The organism is Streptomyces ziwulingensis (genome assembly GCF_039542605.1).
Taxonomy (GTDB): Bacteria; Actinomycetota; Actinomycetes; order Streptomycetales; family Streptomycetaceae; genus Streptomyces; species Streptomyces ziwulingensis.
Map to the genome: position 1 here is coordinate 1 of NZ_BAABIG010000015.1, position 21,663 is coordinate 21,663.

At 74.5% G+C, this 21,663-nt stretch carries 14 protein-coding genes and 1 pseudogene; 5 read left to right on the forward strand and 10 right to left on the reverse strand.

Going from position 1 to position 21,663, the window contains the following annotated elements; genetic code table 11:
• Positions 1-37 precede the first annotated feature (37 nt).
• On the reverse strand, positions 38-1,693 hold the full coding sequence (locus ABEB00_RS07000; protein WP_345618076.1) for an MFS transporter: 1,656 nt from the start codon (positions 1,691-1,693) through the stop codon (positions 38-40).
• Between the two features lie 284 nt (positions 1,694-1,977).
• Between ABEB00_RS07000 and ABEB00_RS07005 the strand changes: the two genes are divergently transcribed.
• Positions 1,978-2,136: a hypothetical protein gene (locus ABEB00_RS07005; protein WP_345618077.1), complete on the forward strand. Its 159-nt coding sequence runs from the start codon at positions 1,978-1,980 to the stop codon at positions 2,134-2,136.
• A gap of 48 nt (positions 2,137-2,184) precedes the next feature.
• Here ABEB00_RS07005 and ABEB00_RS07010 read toward each other — a convergent pair whose 3' ends face one another.
• The 7 genes from ABEB00_RS07010 to ABEB00_RS07040 all read right to left on the reverse strand — a co-directional run bounded on the left by ABEB00_RS07010 (position 2,185) and on the right by ABEB00_RS07040 (position 16,349).
• On the reverse strand, positions 2,185-3,408 hold the full coding sequence (locus ABEB00_RS07010) for a PucR family transcriptional regulator (RefSeq protein WP_345618078.1): 1,224 nt from the start codon (positions 3,406-3,408) through the stop codon (positions 2,185-2,187).
• Between the two features lie 48 nt (positions 3,409-3,456).
• Positions 3,457-4,464, reverse strand: a complete 1,008-nt coding sequence (locus ABEB00_RS07015; protein WP_345618079.1) for an alpha/beta hydrolase — start codon at positions 4,462-4,464, stop codon at positions 3,457-3,459.
• Between the two features lie 124 nt (positions 4,465-4,588).
• Complete coding sequence (locus tag ABEB00_RS07020; RefSeq protein ID WP_345618080.1) at positions 4,589-6,169, reverse strand: acyl-CoA carboxylase subunit beta; 1,581 nt, start codon at positions 6,167-6,169, stop codon at positions 4,589-4,591.
• Entirely contained in the window at positions 6,162-12,731 is a 6,570-nt protein-coding gene (locus ABEB00_RS07025; RefSeq protein ID WP_345618081.1) for an SDR family NAD(P)-dependent oxidoreductase, read from the reverse strand. Before ABEB00_RS07025 ends, ABEB00_RS07020 begins: the two co-directional genes overlap by 8 nt.
• The gene (locus tag ABEB00_RS07030) at positions 12,728-14,494 is read right to left on the reverse strand and encodes a fatty acyl-AMP ligase (RefSeq protein ID WP_345618082.1); all 1,767 of its coding nucleotides are present in this window, start codon (positions 14,492-14,494) and stop codon (positions 12,728-12,730) included. The genes ABEB00_RS07025 and ABEB00_RS07030 overlap by 4 nt, the downstream gene beginning before the upstream one ends.
• A 159-nt stretch (positions 14,495-14,653) precedes the next feature.
• The gene (locus ABEB00_RS07035; protein ID WP_345618083.1) at positions 14,654-16,108 is read right to left on the reverse strand and encodes an MFS transporter; all 1,455 of its coding nucleotides are present in this window, start codon (positions 16,106-16,108) and stop codon (positions 14,654-14,656) included.
• A gap of 88 nt (positions 16,109-16,196) precedes the next feature.
• Positions 16,197-16,349, reverse strand: a complete 153-nt coding sequence (locus ABEB00_RS07040) for a hypothetical protein (protein ID WP_345618084.1) — start codon at positions 16,347-16,349, stop codon at positions 16,197-16,199.
• Positions 16,350-16,614: 265 nt separating this feature from the next.
• Here ABEB00_RS07040 and ABEB00_RS07045 point away from each other — a divergent pair.
• Positions 16,615-16,776, forward strand: a pseudogene (locus tag ABEB00_RS07045) (alpha/beta hydrolase-fold protein); the annotation flags it as partial.
• Between the two features lie 323 nt (positions 16,777-17,099).
• Here the strand turns inward: ABEB00_RS07045 and ABEB00_RS07050 are convergent.
• Positions 17,100-18,293, reverse strand: coding sequence for a sensor histidine kinase (locus ABEB00_RS07050; protein ID WP_345618086.1), 1,194 nt, complete (start codon positions 18,291-18,293; stop codon positions 17,100-17,102).
• Positions 18,274-18,927, reverse strand: a complete 654-nt coding sequence (locus ABEB00_RS07055; RefSeq protein WP_345618088.1) for a response regulator transcription factor — start codon at positions 18,925-18,927, stop codon at positions 18,274-18,276. The genes ABEB00_RS07050 and ABEB00_RS07055 overlap by 20 nt, the downstream gene beginning before the upstream one ends.
• A gap of 111 nt (positions 18,928-19,038) precedes the next feature.
• On the opposite strand from ABEB00_RS07055, the gene ABEB00_RS07060 reads away from it, so the two are divergent.
• The 3 genes from ABEB00_RS07060 to ABEB00_RS07070 are packed head-to-tail and all read left to right on the forward strand — an operon-like array spanning position 19,039 to position 21,622.
• On the forward strand, positions 19,039-19,611 hold the full coding sequence (locus tag ABEB00_RS07060) for a hypothetical protein (protein ID WP_345618089.1): 573 nt from the start codon (positions 19,039-19,041) through the stop codon (positions 19,609-19,611).
• Positions 19,608-20,909, forward strand: a complete 1,302-nt coding sequence (locus ABEB00_RS07065) for a peptidoglycan-binding protein (RefSeq protein ID WP_345618091.1) — start codon at positions 19,608-19,610, stop codon at positions 20,907-20,909. The genes ABEB00_RS07060 and ABEB00_RS07065 overlap by 4 nt, the downstream gene beginning before the upstream one ends.
• Entirely contained in the window at positions 20,906-21,622 is a 717-nt protein-coding gene (locus ABEB00_RS07070; protein WP_345618092.1) for an ABC transporter ATP-binding protein, read from the forward strand. The genes ABEB00_RS07065 and ABEB00_RS07070 overlap by 4 nt, the downstream gene beginning before the upstream one ends.
• Positions 21,623-21,663: the final 41 nt, after the last annotated feature.

The window sequence follows — 21,663 nt, forward strand, 5'->3', positions numbered from 1 at the left end:
GCGGCCCTCTTGCAGGACCACGAAAAACATAACGGGGCTACTTCCCGCATGAGTGAGCGGGACACTCGGCCGGGGCGGGGCCGGCGGCGGGCCCGGTCAGGGCGGCGGCGGTCCCGGCCCGCGGGCCGGGCGCCTGCCGTCCGCGTACGCCGATCAGGGCCGCGGCGATCGCCGCGGCCACCAGCATGCCCACGCCGCCGACGACCGCGCAGGTCTGCAGGGCGTCGCTGAAACTCGCGCCGTACGCCGCCCAGTAGGCGGCCGTGGCCTCGGCCGAGCCCAACTGGAGACGGGCTCCGGCCTCGATGCCGGCGTCGGTGACGATGCCGAGCGTCTTTCCCCGGTCGGCGGCGGCGAGGCCGGTGGCGGCGAGGTGGCCGGGCAGGGCGTCGAGGGTGCGGCCGGCGAGGATCACCCCGAAGACGGCCGGGCCGAGCGCGCTGCCGAGCTGCCGCAGGGCGCTGTTGGCGGCGCCGGCCGTGCCCGCCAGCCGGTAGGGCAGGCTGTCCATGGTGAGGGTGGTGACGGGGGCCATCGCCAGCGCGATGCCGATGCCGAACACGGCGACGACCAGGGTCGCGGTGCCGGCCCCGGTGGTGGCGTCGAACAGGGAGACGCACAGGGCGCCGATGCCGCCGACGAGCAGACCGGTGATCAGCAGCAGGCCCGGGGAGGTCCGGTTCATCAGCCGTCCGACGACGGGGCCGAGGAGGACGGTGAAGCCGTTGACGGCCAGCAGCCGGACGCCGATGTCCAGGGTCGAGGCGTGGTGCACCAGGCCGAAGTACAGGCTGAGCGTGTAGACCAGGCCGACCTGGGCGAAGAGGGTGACGCCCATGACGAGCGCGGCGCCGGAGAACGCCCGCGAGCGGAACAGCCGCATGTCCAGCATGGGGCAGGGCGAGCGCAGTTCGACGGCGACGAAGGCGGGGAGCGCGAGGACCGCCACCACGAAACCGGTCACGGTGTGCGCGGAGCCCCAGCCGGCCACGCCGCCCTCGATGACGGCGTAGACCAGCGCGGTGATCGCGACGACGGCGAGGAGTTGCCCGGGGAGGTCCAGGTGGCGTTCGCGCTGGGCCCGGGAGTCGGTCAGCAGCAGGGCACCGGCGAGGGCGGTGAGGGCGGCGAGGACCAGCGCCGGCAGGAACATCCAGCGCCAGCCGGCCTCCTGGACGAGGAGGCCGTCGATGAGCGGCCCGAGCGTCAGCCCCAGGCCGAGGGAGGCGGTCCACGCCGCGATGGCGCGGGCCCTGACGCGGGGGTCGGGACAGACGTGGCTGATCAGCGCGAGGGTGGCGGGCAGCAGACACGCTGTGCCGACGCCGGTGAGCGCCTGGCCGACGCAGACCTGGACGACGCCGTCGGCGCTGAGACAGACCGCCGAGCCGGCGCAGAAGAACGCCAGCCCGGCCACGTAGACCTTCTTACGGCCGTACAGGTCGGCCAGCATTCCGCAGGTCAGGAGCAGTGCGGCGGTCGGCAGGATGAAGGAGTCGGTGATCCACTGCAGTCCGGCGGTGTCCGCGTCGAGCGCCTCGTGCAGCACCGGCAGCGCGGTGGAGACACCGACCACCGGCAGATAGGAGACGAAGACACCGAGGCAGGCGAGGACGAGGGTGGCCCTGGCGCGCCGGGGCGGTGGGGACGCGGGGGCGGGCTGGGGCGGTATCGGGGAAGCGGTGGTCGACATTGACACCTCTGCGCGGCTCGGTCGGCTCGGTCGGCCCGGCTCACCGGTGCGGTGAACCTGATCAGGGGGGACCGTTTCGGACCGTATACCTGCGGCTGCCCGCGGGAGATGCCGTTGGAGATGCAAGCAATGGTGAACGAGGATGATCGCCGCGGGTCCCGAAGCCCGTCGGCGCTCACCACCCGGTGGCCGGCCCGGATCACCCGGACGCGCGATCGTCCACGCCCGCCGGGATGCCCGCCGGCCGCTAGCCTGGCGGTTGTCGTCCAGAGATTGGGGCTGCCATGCCGGACGAGCCGTCGCCGAGCCCGCTGGGTACGGTCATGCGCGAGGTCACCTTCCCCGACCGGTCCCGCGGGATCATCCTCGTGCGGGCCGGCACCCCACAGGACGAGGCGGACGCCATGGCCGCCCGCGTGTGGGAGGGACTGCCCAGGAAGTGACGCCGCCGGCGCCGGCGGGGCACGCCGCTGCGGCGGATCCGCGGACGGTCAGGCGTCCGCTCCGCTCCGTCCGTACGACGTCTCCCGGAGGCGGAGCGCCAGTTCCGCGTCGAAGCGGAAGTTGGCGTCGCCGAGGCGGTCGCCGAGAAGTTCCCTGAGCTGGCGCAGCCGGTTGCGGGCCGTCTGGGGATGGATGCCGAGGGCCGCGGCGACCTCCGGCGCGGACCGGCTCCAGGAGGAGAGCAGCGCGCGCAGCGTCTCCTCCAGGCGTTTGGCCTTGCCGAGCGACAGTCCTCCCAGGGGATCGGTCAGCCGCTCGACCACCAGGGCGCTGACCGGGTCGCCCGCCAGCAGGATCAGGTCGGTCAGATGTGTCTCGGCCCGCACCAGCGACGAACCGCCCGGGATGCGGCCCCGCCGGATGTGATGCACCGTCAGGCGGGCGCAGTGCAGCGACAGCCACGCCTCCGCCAGCGCAACCGCCGGGCCCACCACCAGGCGCCTGCCGGGGAACGCCGCCCGCAGGCGCTGCTCCCGTTCGGGTCCGCCGGCGGCCGTGACCGGGACGACCGCGCGCAGTTCGGTGCCGCGGGTGACGAACAGAACGTCCTGGAGGTGGCCGGGCGGCGCCGCCGTCTGGTTCTCGACGACGAGACAGGAGACCTGGTCGGGCAGGGGCCACCGGGCCTTGTCGGCCAGCACCTCCAGCGCCGCACCGCCGTCGAGGTCGCGCTGCAGCAGCCGCTCGGCCAAGGCGCGCCGGTGGTCGGCCAGTTCGTCGGTGCCCACCGCTTTGGCCTCGGCATAGCCCTTGGTCGACTCGTTGGCCAGGGCGTTGATGTGCACCAGCACGGCCTCGCCCAGCCGCAGCACCGCCGAGAGCGGCAGGTCGGCCTGCCGGGCCGATTCGACGTAGCACCGGCAGGCGACCTGCGCCCCGATGCGATACGCCTCCTGGAGGTGGTCGAGGTCGCGGCCGGCGAAGAACTCGGTGCGGCCGAGCCTGCGGAAGTAGGCGGTGACCTGGTCCTGGGGCCGCCCGGGGTCCTCGATGAGTTCCACGAACTGGTAGACGGCACGCCGGACCGCGCCGACCAGGTCACGCCCGACCGGGGATTCCAGCGACCCGCGGTAGCTGGCCACGCTGCGCTGGATGACCTCGATCATCTCGGTGGCGATGGTGTCCGCCCGGGGTCGCAGTACCTGGGCCATCTCGACCGGTAATTCGAACCAAGGGTCGTAGATCGGGGCCGTGACGTTGTTCCTTCCCACCCGAGCACCTCCGGCCGGCACGGTGTCAACTGCTGCTGACAACTTGTCTCATAAACCGAGCCCTTCGGCAAGAGTGGGCCAGGACCGATGCAGCGCGCGTTCCCAATATGGCCAGTCGTGCGTGCCTTTTCCGTAGAAATCGTCGGTCACCGCCACCCCGTTGGCGCGGAGTTTTTCGACGAATTGCTTCGAGGTTCCCAGGGCCGCGGGTTCGAGGGCGTCGGCACTCTCCTGCGGCGCGAGATCACTGGGCTGGCCGTTTCCGGACGAGACGTAGAGCGCTTTTCCGCGCAGTGGCTCGATGTTGTCGTACGGGTTGTGGGAGCGCCACAACTTGTTGGTCAGCAGCTCTTCACCCCACAGGGCCGTCCAGTTCCAGATTCCCTCCCGGACCAGGATGGTTTTTATCAGCGCGGGAACACCAAAGGACAGCGTGTTTAGCATTCCGCTATAAGAGGCGGCCGCGCCGAACAGCTCCGGGTGCCGGAACGCGTAGTGCATGGCGCCGAATCCGCCGATGGACAGGCCGGCCACGGAACGCCGGGTGCCCGCCCGGTAGTTGCGTTCGAGGAGTTGCCGGGTCTCGGTCACATGGAAGGTCTCCCAGTCCGGCTTCGTACTGAGGCCGAAATTCCACCATGCCGAGTACATTCCGGCCGCCCCGCCGGAGGGCATGACGACCATCGTCTCTTTGTCGGCGGTGAACTCCTCGACGTCGGTGAACTGGGTCCACGCGCGGTAGTCGGCGGGCTCGCAGCAGCCGTGCAGCAGCCACAGGGTCGGCCAGGTCCGGCCGGGCTGGCCGGCCCAGCCCGTGGGGAGGAGGACCCGGACCGTCGCCCGCCGGCCGAGCGCGGGCGAGTCGATCTCCAGGTCGAGCGTGCGGTCGTCGACGCGGGTCTCGCGCACGATCTGCGCGCCGTCGTCGGCGGGCAGGAACGCGGCGGCCCCGGACGCCGACGTGGACGCCGTCCCGGACGGGGGCACGGACGCGGTGGCGGGCGTCGCCGCGGGGGTGAGCGGGCCTGCGGCCAGCGCGGCGGCCAGCAGGGCCACGACAGCCGCACGATGTCTGCGCGGGATTCCCATGCTCTTTCCTCTCATCGTCTTCCTCGGGACTGGGGGTGGGGCTGGGGGTGGGGCTGGGAGTGGGGCTGGGAGTGGGGCTGGGNGGCTGGGCTCACAGCGGGATGTTGCCGTGCTTGCGGGCGGGGAGCCTCTTGCGTTTCGAGCGGAGCGAGCGAAGTGCCCGCGCCACCTCGATCCGGGTCGCCGCGGGGCGTATGACGCGATCGACATAGCCCCGCTCGGCTGCCAGGTACGGTGACGCCGTCCTGGCCCGGTAGTCGTCCACCAGCGCTTGCCTGAGCCGGTCGCGGTCGCCTTCGTCGGCCTCGCCGAGCGTGCGGCGGTGCAGGACGGCCACCGCGCCCTCGGCGCCCATCACCGCGATCTCCGCCGAGGGCCAGGCGAGGTTGATGTCGGCGCCGAGGTGCTTGGAGCCCATGACCGCGTAGCCGCCGCCGTAGGCCTTGCGGACCACGACGGTCACCTTGGGGACGGTCGCCTCCGCGTACGCGTAGAGGAGCTTGGCTCCGCGCCGGATGATGCCCGCCCGTTCCTGGGCCACGCCGGGCAGGTATCCGGGGACGTCGGCCAGGGTGAGCAGCGGGATGCCGAAGGCGTCGCAGAACCGGATGAAACGGGCCGCCTTCTCGGAGGCGTCGATGTCGATGACGCCGGCGAGGTGGCGGGGCTGGTTGGCCACGACGCCGACCGTGCCGCCCTCGATACTGGCGAACGCGCAGAGCATGTTCGGCGCGAACCCCTCGTGCACCTCCAGGAACTCGCCGTCGTCGGCGAGCGCGGTGACGAGTTCCCGCATGTCGTACGACTGGTCGGGATCGCTGGGGACCAGGGACTCCAGCGCCCGGTCGGTGAGGGTGATCTCGTCGCCGGAGGTGGACCGGTAGGTGGGAACGGGGTCCATGTTGTTGGCCGGGAGGTAGCCCAGGAGGGTGCGGACCCAGTCGACGGCGTCGTGCTCGTCGCCGGCCCGGTAGTGGGCGTTGCCGGACACCGTGCTGTTCACGACGGCCCCGCCGAGGTCGGTGGCGCTGACGCGTTCCCCGGTGACGGCGGCGACGACGTCCGGTCCGGTGACGAACATGTGCGCCGTCCGGTCGACCATCACGGTGAAGTCGGTGAGGGCCGGGGTGTAGACCGCACCGCCCGCGCAGGGCCCGAGGATCAGCGAGATCTGCGGCACCACTCCGGAGGCGGCGACGTTGCGCATGGCGATCTCGGCGTAGTACGCCAGCGAGGTCACGCCCTCCTGGATGCGGGCCCCGCCGGAGTCGTTGATGCCCACGATCGGGCACCCGATGTCGAGGGCCCGGTCCATGATCTTGAGGATCTTCTCGCCGAAGACCTCGCCGAGGCTGCCGCCCAGGATGCTGAAGTCCTGGGAGAACACGCAGATGGGGCGTCCGTCCACGGTGGCCTGGCCGGTCACCACGCCGTCGCCGTAGGGACGGTTGTCCGCCATGCCGAAGTCGGTGCAGCGGTGCCGGGCGAAGCGGTCGAACTCGGTGAAGGAGCCGGGGTCGACGAGCAGGTCGATCCGCTCCCGCGCGGTCAGCTTGCCTTTGGCGTGCTGCCGTTCGACCGCGCTCTTCTCGTTGACTCGCAGGACTTCCTCGTCGCGGGCGAGCAGGTCGGCGATGCTGACGGCGATGCCGTCCAGGTAGTGGTCATCCATGGTGGCCTCCCCCGTCGCGTGTCATCGACTCCAGTTCCTTGAGCAGCCGATGTGCCACGACGTCGATGTGCGGCGGATCGATCACGGAGATGTGGTCCCCGGGGACGTGGACGACTTCGAGGTCGGGGCAGCGGGCGTCCCAGCCCAGGGCGGTGTCGGTGCGCAGGTAGCGCGGGTCGAGCGACGTGGTGAGCGGGTGCGGCTCGGCCGCCCGGAAGAGCAGGACCGGGCCGTGGTACGGCCGCGGCCGGTAGACCTCGGCGATGCGCGCGTCGAGGTACGAGGTGTACTGGTGGTGCAGGGCGGCCCGGCCCATCTGCGGGACCCGTTCGCGGACGCGGGCGATGACCTGTTCGAACAGGTCGAGGTCGGTTCCCTCGTGCTGGGCCGCGGCGTCCAGGCCGAGGGCGACGCCGTAGGTGTGCTCGATGTGCTCGGCGTAGCGCGCGACGCGGGTGCGGCGGGCCCGGTCGATGTCGTCGGTGGGCAGCGGAAGGATGGCGTCGATCAGGAAGAGCAGGTCGACCTCGGCGCCGGCGGCGGTCAGTTGCCGCGCGACCTCGTAGGCGAGGCAGCCGCCGAAGGACCAGCCGCCGAGCCGGTAGGGGCCGTGGGGGCGCAGCCGGCGGATCTCCTCGATGTAGGCGGCGGCCTTGGCCTCCACGGTGTCGAGGGCGTCGAGCCGTTCCAGTCCGTAGCAGTTGGCCGTCGCACCGATCCGGTCGGCGAGTGGCTGGTAGACGGCGGTGGGGCCGCCCGAGGGGTGGAACAGGAAGAGCGCCGGGTGGTGTCCGCGGTCGGCGAGCACCCGTACCGGGCCGTCGGCCGCGTCGCCCTCGATGCGGTGGCGCAGGGCGTCGGCGACGGTCGCGATCGTGTCCGCGGGGGTGAGCCGGACCGGGTCGTCCCCGGGCAGCGCGGCGTTCATCTCGTGCGCGAGGCGGACCAGGTCCGACTCCTCGGCACCCGCGGCCGCCGGCGTGACGTCGACGGTGTTCGCGTGGGCGCCGAACACCCGGCGCCAGTGCCGGGCCACCCAGCGCTCGGCGGTGTCACGCGGTTCCGGTCCCGGGGCTTTCCCGGGGCGCGGATTCGGTCCCGGGGTACTACCGGGGCGCGGCTCCCGTGCCGGGGCGCCACCGGCGTGCGGCTCCGGTGCCAGGGTGCGCTCGGCGCCCGCTTCCGGACCCGGGGCTCCCCCGGTCCCCGGCCGCCGCTCGGGTGCCGGTGTCGTGGGGGTGGTGAGCCGTTCGGCCAGGGCGGTGGCGAGTTCCGTGGTGGAGGCGCCACGCAGCAGCAGGGGGAGCGGCAGCGGCACCCCGAGGTCGCGTTCGACGGTGGAGCGGGCCCGCATGGCGGTGAGCGAGTCCAGTCCGAGCGACGTCAGGGGCACGTCGGGGTCGAGCGAGGAGGCGTCGACGCGGAGCAGGTCGCCGAACACGCCGAGCAGGTGGCCGGCGATGGCCTCCGGTTCGGCGGCGTCGACGACCGGACGCGCCGTGGACGGCGCCGGCGCCGCGTGCTCCGCGAAGTAGGCCCGGTCCGCGGCGTCGGGGAACAGGTCCCGTACCGCGCTCATGTCCAGCCGGAACACACCGACCTGGGAGAGCCCCGAGGCCAGCAGCTCGCCCAGGGCGGCGAACCCTTCGACGGGTCCGAGGCGCGCGGCGGAGGACTCCGCCGCCACGACGGCGGCGCCGATCCCGGACCAGGCACCCCAGTGGACGGTGACCACCGGGACGCCCCGCGCGCGCCGGTGGGCGCCGAAGGCGTCGAGCCAGGCGTTCGCGGTGGCGTAGGCGGCCTGGCCCGGGGACCCGAGCAGGGCCGCGGCCGAGGAGTAGTCCACCCACCAATCCAGGTCGAGCGCCGCCGTCGCCTCGTGCAGCCGCAGGGCGCCGTCGGCCTTGGCCCGCCAGACCGCGTCGAGCTGGCCGTCGGTCATGGCCACCACGGCCGCGTCGTCGAGGGCGCCCGCCGCGTGGATGACACCCCGGACCGGGGTGCCGTCCGCACCGCCTTCGGCGACCATGCGGTCCGCGGTGCCGGAGGCGGCGATGTCCCCGGTGACCACGGCCACCTCGACGCCCGCCGCGCGCATCCGCTCGATGCTCCCGGCCGCGGTGGGGCCGGGCGTCCGGCGGCCGGCGAGCACCAGCCGGGTCGCGCCCCGCTCGGCCAGCCACTCGGCGGTGGCCAGACCGAGGCCGGTGAGACCGCCGGTGATCAGGTAGGAGCCCGGGCGTACGACCGGCGTGCGCGGGGCGCCCGGCGCGGGGGCGCCGCCCCGCAGTCTGCGGACGTGCCGGATGCCGTCGCGCCAGGCGACCTCGTCGTCCGGCGCGGACGCGAGGATCTCGGCGGCCGCCTCCGTGACGGCCGGCCGGCCGGGTGCCGGGTCGAGGTCCACCAGGGTGGCTCGCAACTCCGGGTGTTCGAAGGCGAGTACCCGGATCAGCGCGCGCAGTGCCGCCGTGCCCGGGTGTCCGGTCCGGTCGTCGGTGAGCGGGGCGGCGCCCCGGGTCACCAGCCACAGCCGTGGCGGGGTGTCGAGTTCGGCCAGGGCACGGACGGTGTCCGCGACCGAGGCGACCAGCCGCCGGGCCGCGTGCGGATCGAGCGGTTCGGCGGGGCCGTCGAGGGCCAGGATCACGCTGTCCCGGCCGGCGGTACCGGCGGTGGCGGCCTCGTGCGCCGGGGCGAGGTGGACCTGCCCTCCCCGGGCGGCGATCTCGTCGGCCAGTTCGGCCGTCCAGGCGGCTCCGTGATCGAGCAGCACATGCGTGCCCGCGGGCCGGGGTGTCCCGTCGTGCGGCAGCGGGGTCCAGACGGCGTGGTGGCCGAGCCGGTCGAGGCCCAGGGGGATGTCTCCGCCGGGCAGGGGGGCGCACTCGACGGATTCGAACGCCGCCACCACCCGGTCGTCGGCGTCGAGGAGTTGTACGTCCCCGCGGCGGACGGCGCCCTCTCCGGCCGGCGCGAGCCTGGCCCGGACCCGTACGCCTGTTGCGACGTCGCCCCACACGCGTACGCCGCCGAAGCGGACCGGCAGCCAGGCCGTGTGCGCGGCCTCATCGGCGTCGACCGCCGCGGCCAGCGCGTGCAGACAGGCGTCGGCACTGGCGGGGTGCAGGTGGAAGCGGCGGGGGCGCAGGTGTCCGGGCACGGTGAGGTCGGCCCGGGCGGTGCCCGCCGACGCCGTGGCCGACCGCAGCGCCCGGAACGCCGGGCCGTAGCGCTGGCCGACGCCGTCCAGCCGCGAGTAGAGATCGACCGGGTCGCCGTCGGGCACGGCGATGGCGTCGGCCGGACGGCGTCCGGCCGGCTCGGCGGTGGCCTCGGCCAGCAGTACGTGCCGGTCCCCCACCGGTCCGTACACGCGGAGGTGCACGCCGGTGCCGGTGCGCCGCCCGCGCAGACACACCCGGGTGCTGTCGGCCAGCGGAAGCATGCGGTGCAGGACGAGGTCGCGCACCGCGGCCGGGCCGAGCACGGACCGGCCGGCGGCGAGCACCAGTTCCAGGTGCGCGGTGGCCGGCAGGACCGGGATGCCGTCGACGGCGTGGTCGGCCAGCCAGGGGTGGTCGGCGAGCCCGACGTCGCCGAACCACACGTGGCCGTCGCCCTCGGGCAGTTCGTCGCCCTCCCCCAGCATCGGGTGGCCTCCGGCGGGCCGGCCCGCGGGGGCGGGCGGGGCCCAGTACTCGCGGTGCTCCCAGCCCGGCGCGGGCAGGTCGAGCACCACTCGGCCGGGGTGCCGGGCGAGCAGGGCGTCCGGGTGCCCCAGGACGTGGGCGCGGGCCAGCGCGGCGGCGAATCCCCCGGTCGAACGGTCCGGGTCACGGCGCAGGGTCGCCAGCACCTGGACGGCGGGCTCCCGGCCGGCCGCGGTCTGCTCGACCGAGATCGTCGCGATGGGGTGCGCGGACACCTCTATGAAGGCGTTGTGGCCGTCGTCGAGGGCGGCCGCCACGGCCTGGGTGAACCGGACCGGCCGGCGCAGGTTGGCCGCCCAGTGGTCGGTGCCGAAGCCGGCCTTCGCGCGGGGGTCGTCGGTGACGCTGGAGTACACCGGGATCATGGGCGGGGCGGGGTGGAGCGGTCCGAGGTCGGCGCGGAACCGGCCCAGCAGCGGGTCCACCGCCGCCGAGTGGCCGGCGCCGCCCACCTTCAGCAGCCGTGCCATGCCGCCGCCCGAGCCGACGTGCGCGACCAGGGCGGTGACCTGGTCGCGCGGTCCGCTGACGGTGCACTGGGTCGGGGACGCGTGCACGGCGACGGTGACGCCGGGGAACGCCTCGCCCAGTTCGGCGAGTGCGGCCGGTGACAGTTCGACCACCGCCATCGCCCCCGTGCCCGCGCTGTCGATCCCGGACAGCAGGGCGGAGCGGGCGAGCACCACCCGCAGGCCGTCCCTGGCGGTCAGCCCGCCCGCCACGACGGCGGCGGCGATCTCGCCGATCGAGTGCCCGATCACCGCGCCGGGGGTGACGCCGTGGGCGCGCCACAGCTCGGCCAGCGCGAGCTGCATGCCGAACAGCGCGGGCTGGTGGACCCGGAACTCCCCGGCGCCCGCGGTCCCGTCCAGGGCTGCCGAGAGCGAGAACCCCGCCAGTTCGGTGTAGTGGGCGTCGAGTCCGGCCACCGCGCGGGCGAACGCCGGTTCCTCCTGGAGGAGGCGGGCGCCCATCGCCGGCCACTGCGATCCGTAGCCGGAGAACACGAACACCGGTGCCCGGTCGAGCGCCGGGGACGGCCGCGCGGTGTCCAGCAGTTCGTGCGGGCGGCCGGCGGCGAGGGCGCGCAGCGCGTCGAGGACGTCGGACTGCTCGGTGGCGACGATCGTGGCGCGGCAGGTGCCGTGGTCGCGGCCGTGGGCGAGCGCGGCGGCCAGTTCGTGCGGGTCCACGTCCCGTTCGGCCAGCCGGTCGGCGAGCGTACGGGCGTCGCGGGCGAGCCGCTCGGTGGTCGGGGCGCCGAGGGCGATCACCGCCGGGCGGCGCTGCGGCTGCGCGGGCGGTGGCGCGGCGCGCGGCCACTCCTCCAGGACGAGGTGGGCGTTGGTCCCGCCGAACCCGAAGGCGGACACCCCGGCGCGGGCCTGGCCGGAGTGCCGGGGCCACGGCGTGCTCTCGGTGACCACCCGCAGCCGTGACATGTCGATGTGGGGGTTGGGTTCGGTGTGGTTGCGGCTGGCCGGGATACGGCCGTGGTGCAGGGCCAGCACGGTCTTGATCAGGCCGGCGATGCCCGCGGCGCCCTCCAGGTGGCCGATGTTGCTCTTGACCGAGCCGGTGAGCAGCGGCTGGCTCTCGGGCCGGTCGGCGGCGAGGGCCTCGGTCAGGGCGGTCGCCTCGATGGGGTCGCCGAGCAGGGTCCCGGTCCCGTGCGCCTCCACGTAGTCGACGGTGGACGGCGCGACCCCGGCCGAGGCGTACGCCTGGCGCAGCAGTCGCCGCTGGGCCAGCGGGTTGGGGGCCAGCAGGCCGTTGGAGCGGCCGTCGGAGTTGACGGCCCCGCCGCGGATCACGGCGAGTATCCGGTCCCCCGCCCGGCGGGCGTCGGTGAGCCGCTTGAGGACGACCACACCGCAGCCCTCGCCGCGGACGATGCCGTCCGCGGCCGCGTCGAACGGTTTGCACCGCCCGTCCGGGGCCAGCGCGCCGGCGGCGGCGAACGAGGCGCTCACCCCCGGGGTGATCAGCAGGTTGACCCCGCAGGCCAGGGCGGTGTCGGCCTCACGCAGCGCCAGTGCGCGCGCCGCCTGGTACACGGCCACCAGGGACGACGAGCACGCGGTGTCGATGGTCATGCTGGGGCCGTGCACGCCCAGGGCGTAGGAGAGCCGGTTGGCCGCGATCGAGGCCGCCGCGCCCTGGCTGGACCAGGTGTCGGCCCTGGTCGCGTCGGCGAGGGTGAGCAGCGAGTACTCGGTGGCCGACAGTCCGACGTAGACGCCGGTGTCCGTGCCGCGCAGCCGGCCCGGCGGCATCCCGGCGTGCGCCAGGGCCTCCCAGGCGACCTCCAGCAGCAGCCGCTGCTGCGGGTCCATCAGCGCGGCCTCCTCGGGGGAGATGCCGAAGAACTCGGCGTCGAAGGAGGCGATGCCGTCGAGGACGCCCGCCTGTCGCGGCACGTCGTCACCCGCCTGCGGCCAGCGCTCGGCGGGGATCTCTCCGACCGCGTCCCGGCTCTCCAGCAGGAGGGACCAGTACGCCTCGGCCGTGGCGGCGCCGGGCACCCGGCACGCGAGCCCCACCACCGCGACCGGCGGGAACGCGGTCGCGTGCGCCTCGGCCGGCTCCTCGGGGCCGGCCGCCTCGGCGAGCACCCTCGCCAGGTCGGTGACGGTGGGCGCGCTCCACAGCAGCGTGGGAGGCAGGTCGCGGCCGGCCCGGCGGGCGATGTCCGCGGCGACGGCGACGGTCTGCCGTGAGGACAGCCCGCACTCGCGCAGCGGACGGGACAGGTCCGCGTCGGTGAGTTCGTGGCCCAGCTCGGCGCCGACCCGGGTACGCAGCCAGCGCAGCCAGGCGCGCTCGTCGCGCGGCGCGGCCGTCATGACGCGTTCCGCAGGAAGAGGGCCCGGGAACCGGACCGGCTGATCTTGCCGCTGGAGGTGCGTGGCACCTCGCCCGGCCCGAGCAGCACCATCGCGTGCAGTCCGACGCCGTGCACGTCGCTCAGCGCCGTCCGCACCGCGGCGATGATCTCGCTGTCGTGGGCGGTGTCCGGCTCGACGCCCCTGGCCCGCTCGGCCAGCAGGACGAGGCGCTCGCCGTCGTCGGTCGGGATGCCGAAGGCGGCCACCGCGTGCCGGCGCACGCCGGGGTGTGCCTGCTCGGCGGTGATCTCCATGTCCTGCGGATAGTGGTTGCGTCCGTCCAGGACCACGAGGTCCTTGATGCGGCCGGTGACGCAGAGGTGTCCGTCGACGAGCACGCCGAGGTCTCCGGTGCGCAGCCAGCGGCTCTCCCCGTCCTGGACGAAGACGGCCGCCGTCTCCTGGGGCCTGCCCCAGTAGCCCAGGCCCACGTTCTCGCCGCTGACCCAGACCTCGCCCACCCGGCCCTCGGGCAGCGGCTGGGCCGTGGCCGGGTCGGTGATCCGGATCCGCTGGTCGGCGGGCGGACCGCAGTCGACCAGCGCGGTCACGCCGGGGCCGTCCGGTGCTCCCGTCGGCGTCTCCCCCCGCGGGTCCGCCGTCCGGACGGCGTGTCCGGCGGCGAGGGCGTCCCGGTCCAGGCGGATCACCCGCGGCTCTTCCCCGGCGGGCGAGGCCGACACCAGTACGGTCGCCTCGGCCAGTCCGTAGGCGGGGCGGTGCGCCCGTGCCGGCAGGCCGCAGTCGGCGAACGCCGCGCGGAACAACTCGATGTTGGCGGGCAGGACCGGTTCGCTGCCGTCGATCAGCGCGACCACGTGGTCGAGGTTCAGCAGCGCGCGGTCGTCCTCCCCGACCCGCGTCGCGGCGTAACCGTAGGCGAAGCTCGGCGCGGCGGTGATGGCGCCCGGGTTGGCGGACATCGCGCGCAGCCACCGGGTCGGGTCGGCCAGGAACGCCTCCGGGTCCATCAGCACCGACCGGGTCTGCGACACCACGGGGCAGGCGAGTCCGATCACCAGTCCCATGTCGTGGAAGAGCGGCAGCCAGGAGACGTTGACGGTGTGTCCGGGCCGCATGCCGAAGGTGTCGATGGCCTGTCGGCAGTTGGCGAGGACGTTGCGGTGACTCACCATGACGCCGGCCGGGGCCCTGGTGGAGCCGGAGGTGTACTGGAGGTAGGCGATGTCGTCGGGGTCGGTCCGGTCGGGTTCGGCGATCCGCTCGCCGGCGGCGGCGGGCAGCGCGTCGACCGCGACCACCCGGCCCTCGGAGAGGCCCTCGGCGACGGCGAACTTCTGCACGGCGTGCACCTCACGCCAGGTGGTGAGCAGCAGGGTCGGCGCGCAGTCGGCGAGCACGCCGGACAGCCGCGGCCACTGCCGGGTGTCCCCCGGCGGGAAGAGGGGTACGGCGATCAGCCCGGCGCGGAGCACTCCGAGGAACGACGCGAGGTAGTCGACCGACTGGGCGCACATCACCGCGACCCGGTCCCCCGCGGCCGCCCGGGGCCGGATCCACGCGGCCACGGCGTCGACCCGTTCGTCGAGTTCGCTCCAGGTCACGGTGGTGGCCGCGCCGTCCCGGACCCGGGAGTGGTCGAGGTAGGTGACGGCGGGTTCGTCGCCGCGGCGGTCGGCACATCGACGCAGCAGGGCGGAGAGCGTGTGTGCGGGCAGGAATTCAGAGGTGGGGGTGGGTTCGGCGCGTCGCACGGGCATCGGATTCTCGGCAATCGTGGAGGGAGAGGGGAAGGGGGAGAGAGGGAGAGGGGCAGAGGGAGAGGGGCGGAGGGAGAGGGGAAGGGGGTCAGGGTCAGGGGTCTGGGGAGGCGGGAGTGCGGGAGGGAGTGAGGGCGGGGATGAGGTGAGGGGGCGAGGTCAAGCGGGGACCTGTTTCGGCGGCGGGTGCAGCAGCGTCAGCGCGGCGGCCGCGGCGACGGCCTGGAGCCCGGCCGCGATCACCAGCGCCGTGGCGTAGCCGTGCGCGGGATCGGCGACCGCGTCGCGGGCCAGCACCAGGCCGAGCAGGGCGACGCCCAGTGCGGCGGCCAGTTCGCGGGCCGCGGTCAGCAGCGCCGCGACCGTGCCGGAGTCCCGGTCGGCGACCGTGTCCAGCGGGTGCGCGGTCAACGGCGCGGTGCAGGCCGCCCCGAGGCCGAGCAGGACCAGCCCGGGCAGCCGCGACAGCAGGTCGGGCGCGTGCGCCGCGCCCGCCAGCGCCAGGAACCCGCCGCCGCCCGCCAGGCAGCCGGCCAGGACCGTCGTACGCACCCCGAACCGCCTGGTCATCGGCGCCACGGCCGGTGCGGCGGCCACCACCGCGAGCGCGATGACGACCAGCGGCAGGCTCGCCGCCACGGGGCCCTGGGCGAACGCTTCCTGATGGACCATCGGGGTGAAGTAGACGACGCCGCTGACCCCGATCCCCCAGGGCAGCAGCACCGCGACCGAACCGAGCACGGCGGGGTTGCGTACCGCCCCCCGGGGGAGCAGCGGCGTCGTACTGCGCCGTTCGTGGCGTACCAGCGTCGCCAGCGCGGCCGCGCCCACCGCCACCGGCAGCCAGGACCACTCCTCGCCCCAGCCCACGACGCCCGCCAGCAGCGCCGTGCTCGCGGCGACCGCGAGCAGGGCGGCGGCGACGGGGACCGGAGCGCGGGCCGGCTCGGGCCCGGCGGGAGCCGGCCGGCCGAGCAGGAGCGCCGCGGCGGCCAGCGGGGGCAGATGGGCCAGGAAGATCCAGGACCAGTGGCCGTGCTGGGTGAGCAGCCCGCCGAGCCACGGTCCCAGCGCGAGCGCCGCGGCCAGGGCCGCGGTCCAGACCGCGGCCCCCAGGTGCCGGTGCCGGGCGGGCAGCCCGGTGCGCAGCAGCCGCAGCGTGCCGGGAACCACCAGCGCGGCCCCCAGGCCCTGCCCCACCCGGGCGGCCAGCAGCACGACGGCGTCGGACGCCAGCGCGGCGGTCAGCGACGTCGAGGCGAAGATCAGCAGCCCCGCCCGCAGCCCGGCCGGACCCCAGCGGTCGAGCAGCGGTCCGGTGGCCGGCAGCAGCCCGGCGAAGGCCAGCATGTAGGCGATGCCGAGCCACTGGGCGCCCGCCATGCCCAGTCCGAGTTCGGCCTGGATGGAGGTCAGCGCCGCGACCAGGACCGAGTTGTCCGCGGTGGTCACGAAGGCGACCAGCGCGATGACGCCCAGCAGCCTGCCGACGGACGGCCGGCCGGAAGCCGGCCGGATGCGGGACGGCCGGATGCGGGAGGGCCGGGCGTGGGCCGGGCGGATGCGGGACGGCCGGGCGTGAGCCGGGCGGGTGCGGGACGGGCGGGCGGTCATGGCGACACCGGGAAGGCCGGCGTGCCCGGCGGGTCCGCGGGACGGGCGGGCCGCACGACGTACCGCGCGTTGCCTGAAACGCCGCCGGTCACCAGGACGGGCGGGGAGGGAAGTCGCCCGCGGAGGTCCGCACGGCCGGCACCCGCTCGTCGGTGGGAGCCGGCGGGCCGGCCGGCGTCGCGGTGTCCACCGCCGCGTCGGCGGCCGGGACCGCGGGTCCCGAAACGAATGCACGGCACACGTCGACTCCTCGATTCGCGGCGGAAAAGCGGAGTGCAAAAACTAAGTGGATCGTCACGGCGCCGAGAACGGGCCCGGGAAAAGACCGCCACCACATGCCACGCCCACCGCAGCGGACTGTCATGATCATGAGTGTCCTGCGCGGCGGCGCCCGGGGCGGTGCCGCCAACCGCTGACGCCGGTCGCAGAACGCCCGTCGAGGCCCCCGCTCCCGGTGTGCCCCCACCGGGCGGGCGCACACCGGGCGGGCACGCGGGCTGGTACTCCAAGCCGTGTCCGGTTTCTCGACGGGCGGTTTCGGCGCGCTGAAGTACGCCGCCAAGTACTACGGCCACTCCGCCTCGGTGAGCGCCCACTCCGGCCCGGCCAGCCAGCGCCGGGACAACGGCATCGTGGCCCACTGGGCCAACGCCTCCTCCGCTGCCCTCCTGCCGGTGGCGGCGGGCACGACGCCGGCCGCGGCCGGGACCGCGGTCTCCGCCTCGGCGGGCCCGGCCGCCGGCTTCGTGAGCCAGCCCTTCCACAGCGGCCACAAGGGCGTCGGCATCGCCAACGACATCGAGTAGGGGCGAGTGCGCCGGTCGGGGCATCCGGAACGATCCGAAAGTGACAGGGGCCGAGGACGGGCGGCACGCGACCCGGCGGCTCGTCGCGGCGGCTCGTTCCGGCGGCTCGTTCCGAAGGACCTCCGTCCGGGCCCGTGCTCAGTCCCGCGTTCCCCCGCACCCGGTCGTGCGGCGTCGGCCTGGACTCACCCGGGCGTCCCGGGCGGGTCGCCGGCGCGGGGGCCGCGGGGGAAGGCGACGGTGATGTCGAGGCCGCCCTCGGGGCCCGGTTCGGTGGCGATCCGGGCCCGGTGGGCGTCGGCGACCGCCGCCACGATCGACAGCCCCAGGCCGTGGCCGTCGGCGCGCGCGGAGCGGTGGCCGAGCCGCTGGAAGGGCTGGTAGAGCAGCGGGATGGCCTCCCGCGGGACCACCGGTCCGCTGTTCACGACGCGCAGCACCGGCCCCGCGTCCCGCGGTCCGCTCGTCACCCGGATCCAGCCGCCGGGCGGGGTGTACCGGTAGGCGTTGCCGACCAGGTTGGTCACCAGCCGTTCCAGCAGGGGGACGTTGCCCTCGGCCGGGGCCGGGCGCAGGGCGACGTCCACGCGGACGTGTCCGGGGCGGGTGGGCGCGAGGGTGTCGAGGACGTCGGTGACGACCTCCGCGAGGTCCAGCGGCTCGCGGGGGAAGACGCCGCTCTGGCTGCTCGCCAGGGTCAGCAGCGCCTCGATCAGCCGGTTCTGGTCCTCGCCGATGGCCAGCGCCCGTTCGCAGACGGCGCGCAGTGCCCGGCCGTCGGTGTCCGGTCTGCTGAGCGCGACCTCGATCACCGTCCGGTGCAGGGTCAGCGGGGTGCGCAGTTCGTGCGAGGCGTTGGCGACGAAGCGGCGCTGCGCCTCGAACGCGGCGTCCAGCCGGGCGAGCAGCCCGTCGAAGGTGTCGCCGAGGTTCTTCAGCTCGTCGTCGGCGGGGCCGGGCATCGCGAGCCGCTCGTGCAGATTGTGCGCCGAGATGCGCCGGGCCCGTTCCGTCATCACGCGGACCGGCCGCAGCACCCGCCCGGCCATCAGCCAGCCCAGCCCGCCGGAGACACCGGTCATGACGCCGAGCGCGATCCCGGACCGGGTGAGCAGGGTGCGCTGCGCCTCCTGGCGCTGGCGGTCGGCGACGTAGGAGATCTGCGACTTGATCTCCTGCACGGCCGGGTTGCGCGAGGCGTTCACCGTGGTCACCCTGGTCCCTTTGGACGCGGGACTCTGCACCACCAGGAGGTAGGTGACGGCCAGCAGGGTGGCGCCCGAGACGAGGAACAGCGCCCCGTAGAGCAGGGTCAGGCGGAGCCGGGCCGACCAGCGGATGCGGAACCGGCCGGCCGGTTCAGATGCGGTAGCCGACATGCGGCACCGTCTCGATCACGGGCGGGTCGCCGAGCTTGCGGCGCAGCCTGCTGACGGTCACCTTCACGGTGTTGGTGAACGGGTCGGTGGCGTCGTCCCAGGCCCGTTCGAGCAGTTCCTCCGCGGAGACCACCGCGCCCCCCGCGGCCAGCAGCAGTTCCAGTACGGCCATCTCCTTGGGTGACAGGTCGAGTTGGCGTTCGCCACGCCAGGCGGTGTGCTCGGCGGGCGAGAGCGACAGATCGCCGTGGGTGAGCACCGGGGGCACGGCGGGGTGCGCGCGCCGGGCGAGGGCGCGGATCCGCGCGACCAGTTCGGCCAGGGCGAACGGCTTGGTCAGGTAGTCGTCGGCGCCCAGGCTGAGACCGTCGACCCGGTCGGCGACGGTGGCGGAGGCGGTGAGCATGAGGATGCGGGACCGGGAGCCGTGCTCGATCAGGGCGCGGCACACCTCGTCGCCGTGCAGCACCGGCAGGTCCCGGTCGAGGACGATGACGTGGTAGTCGTACACGGTGGCCTGGTCCAGCGCCTGCTGTCCGTCGAATGCCAGGTCGACGGCCATGCCCTCCTGCCGCAGTCCGGCGGCGATCGTCTCGGCGAGTTCGAGGTGGTCGTCGACAATCAGCACTCTCATGCCGGTCAGGATGCCCTGGACCCCGTAACAGGGGAATAACGTGTGGCGGGGTGAACGAGGTGGGGGCGGTTGTTCCCGGCGTGTAACCGCCGCCCGCGTACAACTCCGTCCATGTTCTCCACACATCGTCGCGCTCTGATCGGGCGCGCCATTCTTCCCGTGTCCCTGCTGCTCACCGGCGTGCTGCTGAGCGGCTGTTCCGACGAGTCCGACGCGGCCTCCGGCGGCGAGGCGAGTTCCGACTCCTCCTCCGGGTCGGCGAACAGCCAGTTCGACCAGGCCCTGGAGTTCGCCGAGTGCATGCGCGCCGAGGGCGTGCCCGGCTTCCCCGACCCCCAGCAGGCCGACGGCGGCGTCCGCATGGACGCGGGCGACGTCGACACCGACTCCCCCGAGTTCCAGGGCGCCATGGAGGCGTGCCGGGGCAAGGCCCCGCAGGCCCAGGGACAGGACCAGGGCGGTGAGCCGCTCGATCCGACGAAGGTCGCCGCCTGGGCGGAGTGCATCCGTGAGAACGGCGTGCCGAAGTTCCCGGACCCGGAGATCAACGGCGGCCAGATGGCCCTCGACTTCGCCGGGGCCGGCCTCAGCATGGGCGACCCGACCTTCCAGCAGGCCCGTTCCGCGTGCCAGGACAAGTGGCCTGGGGGCGGCATGATGATCCAGGGCGGCGGGGGCCAGTGACCGCGCAGGACGAGGCGGATCGTCTGCCGGCCGTCGCGGAGCCCGGCGGGGCTCCCGCGGTCCCGGACGGCGAGGAGCGGAAACCGGCCGTCGCCGAGGAGGCGGAGCGGCCGGCGGTGACCGAGGAGGGCGACCGGCCGCCGGCGGACCGCCGCAGGCGCCGCGGCCGGCGTACGGCCCTGCTCGTGGTGGTGGCGATCGCCGTGGCCGCCGCCGCGGGACTCGCCGCCACCGGCGCCTTCAGCGGCGACGACGAAGCCGCCGCGGCCGCACCCGACCGGCCGGCCGCGACCACCGAGGTCCAGCGGATGACACTGACCAGTACCGAGACCGTGGACGGCACCCTGGGCCGCGGCGAGCCGACCCCCGTCACCGACGGCTCCGCCGCCGCGTCCGGCCAGAGCGGGCAGAGCGGCGGCGGACAGGCCGCCGCCGAGGGCGAGTTCGTCACCTGGGTGCCCGGCGAGGGCGACGCCCTCACCCGCGGCGAGACCGTCTACCGGGTCAACGAGCGCGAGGTGCCGCTGCTGTACGGGACGATCCCCTTCTACCGCACGCTGGAACCCGGAAGCGACGGCTCCGACGTGCGGATGCTGGAACGCAACCTCGACAAGCTGGGCTACGACGGCTTCGAGGTGGACGACGAGTACACCTCGGGCACCGCCCAGGCGGTCGAGGAGTGGCAGGAGGACCTCAACGCCGAGGAGACCGGGACCGTACGGCCCGGGGACGCGGTGGTCGCCTCGGGTGCCCGGCGGGTCGCGGAGCTGAAGACCTCGCCCGGCGCGGTCGCCGGCGGCGAGGTGCTGACCTGGACGGGCACCGAGCGGATCGTCTCGGTGGACCTCGACCCGCAGCACGAGGACCTGGTGAAGGAGGGCTCCAAGGCCACGGTCCGGTTGCCGGACGGCTCCACCGTGGTGGGCGAGGTCACCGACATCGGCACCGCGGCGGGCGCCGCCGCCGGTTCCGGGGCCGGGGCCGGCGCCGAGAGCCAGGGCGCGGACGAGGCGACCCTCCCGGTCGAGTTGCGGATCGAGGACCAGAAGAAACTGGGCCGCTACCAGGCCGCCTCCGTCGACGTGGTGCTGGCGGCCGACAGCCGCCGGAACGTGCTCGCGGTGCCGGTGAACGCGCTGATGGCGCGGCCGGGCGGCGGTTACGCCCTGGAGGTCCCGGCGGCCGACGGCGACGGCACCTCGATGGTGCCGGTGGAGCTGGGCATGTTCGCCGACGGTCTGGTCGAGGTGAAGGGCACCGGCATCAAGGAAGGCATGACCGTGGGGGTGCCCAAGTGACGCCGCACGTGGTGGAGCTGACGGAGGTCTCGCAGCGGTACGGGGAGGTCGTCGCGCTGGCCGGGGCGGATCTGGTGATCGGGCGCGGTGAACTGGTCGGGATCGTCGGGCCGTCCGGGTCGGGGAAGTCGACCATGCTCAACATCATGGGCACGCTGAGCCGCCCGACCTCCGGGCACGTCCGGGTCGACGGCCACGCCGTCGAGGAGCTGACCGACCGCGAACTGTCGGCGCTGCGGGCCGGCACCATCGGTTTCGTGTTCCAGCAGTTCCATCTCACCTCGGGCATCCCGGTGCTGGACAGCGTGGCCGACGGACTGCTGTACAGCGGCACGCCGCGCGCCGAGCGGCGCCGGCTCGCCGAGACGGCGCTGCGCCGGGTGGGGCTCGGGCACCGGCTGTACCACGAGCCGCACCAGCTCTCCGGTGGCGAGAAGCAGCGGGTCGCGATCGCCCGCGCGGTGCTGGGCGATCCCCCGCTGCTGCTGGCCGACGAGCCGACCGGGGCGCTGGACTCCCGGTCCGGCGCGACGGTGCTGGAACTGCTGCACGAGCTGAACGACGCCGGCACCACGGTCGTCGTCATCACGCACGACCGGGACGTCGCCGCGTCGCTGCCGCGCGAGGTGCGGCTCAAGGACGGGCGGATCGAGTACGACTCGGCCGCGGCGGGCCGTGAACTGGCGGCCGCGGCGCCGGGGGTGGAGCGGTGACGGGCACCGGCCGGCGTACCGAGGGCGCCCGGCCCCGGCCG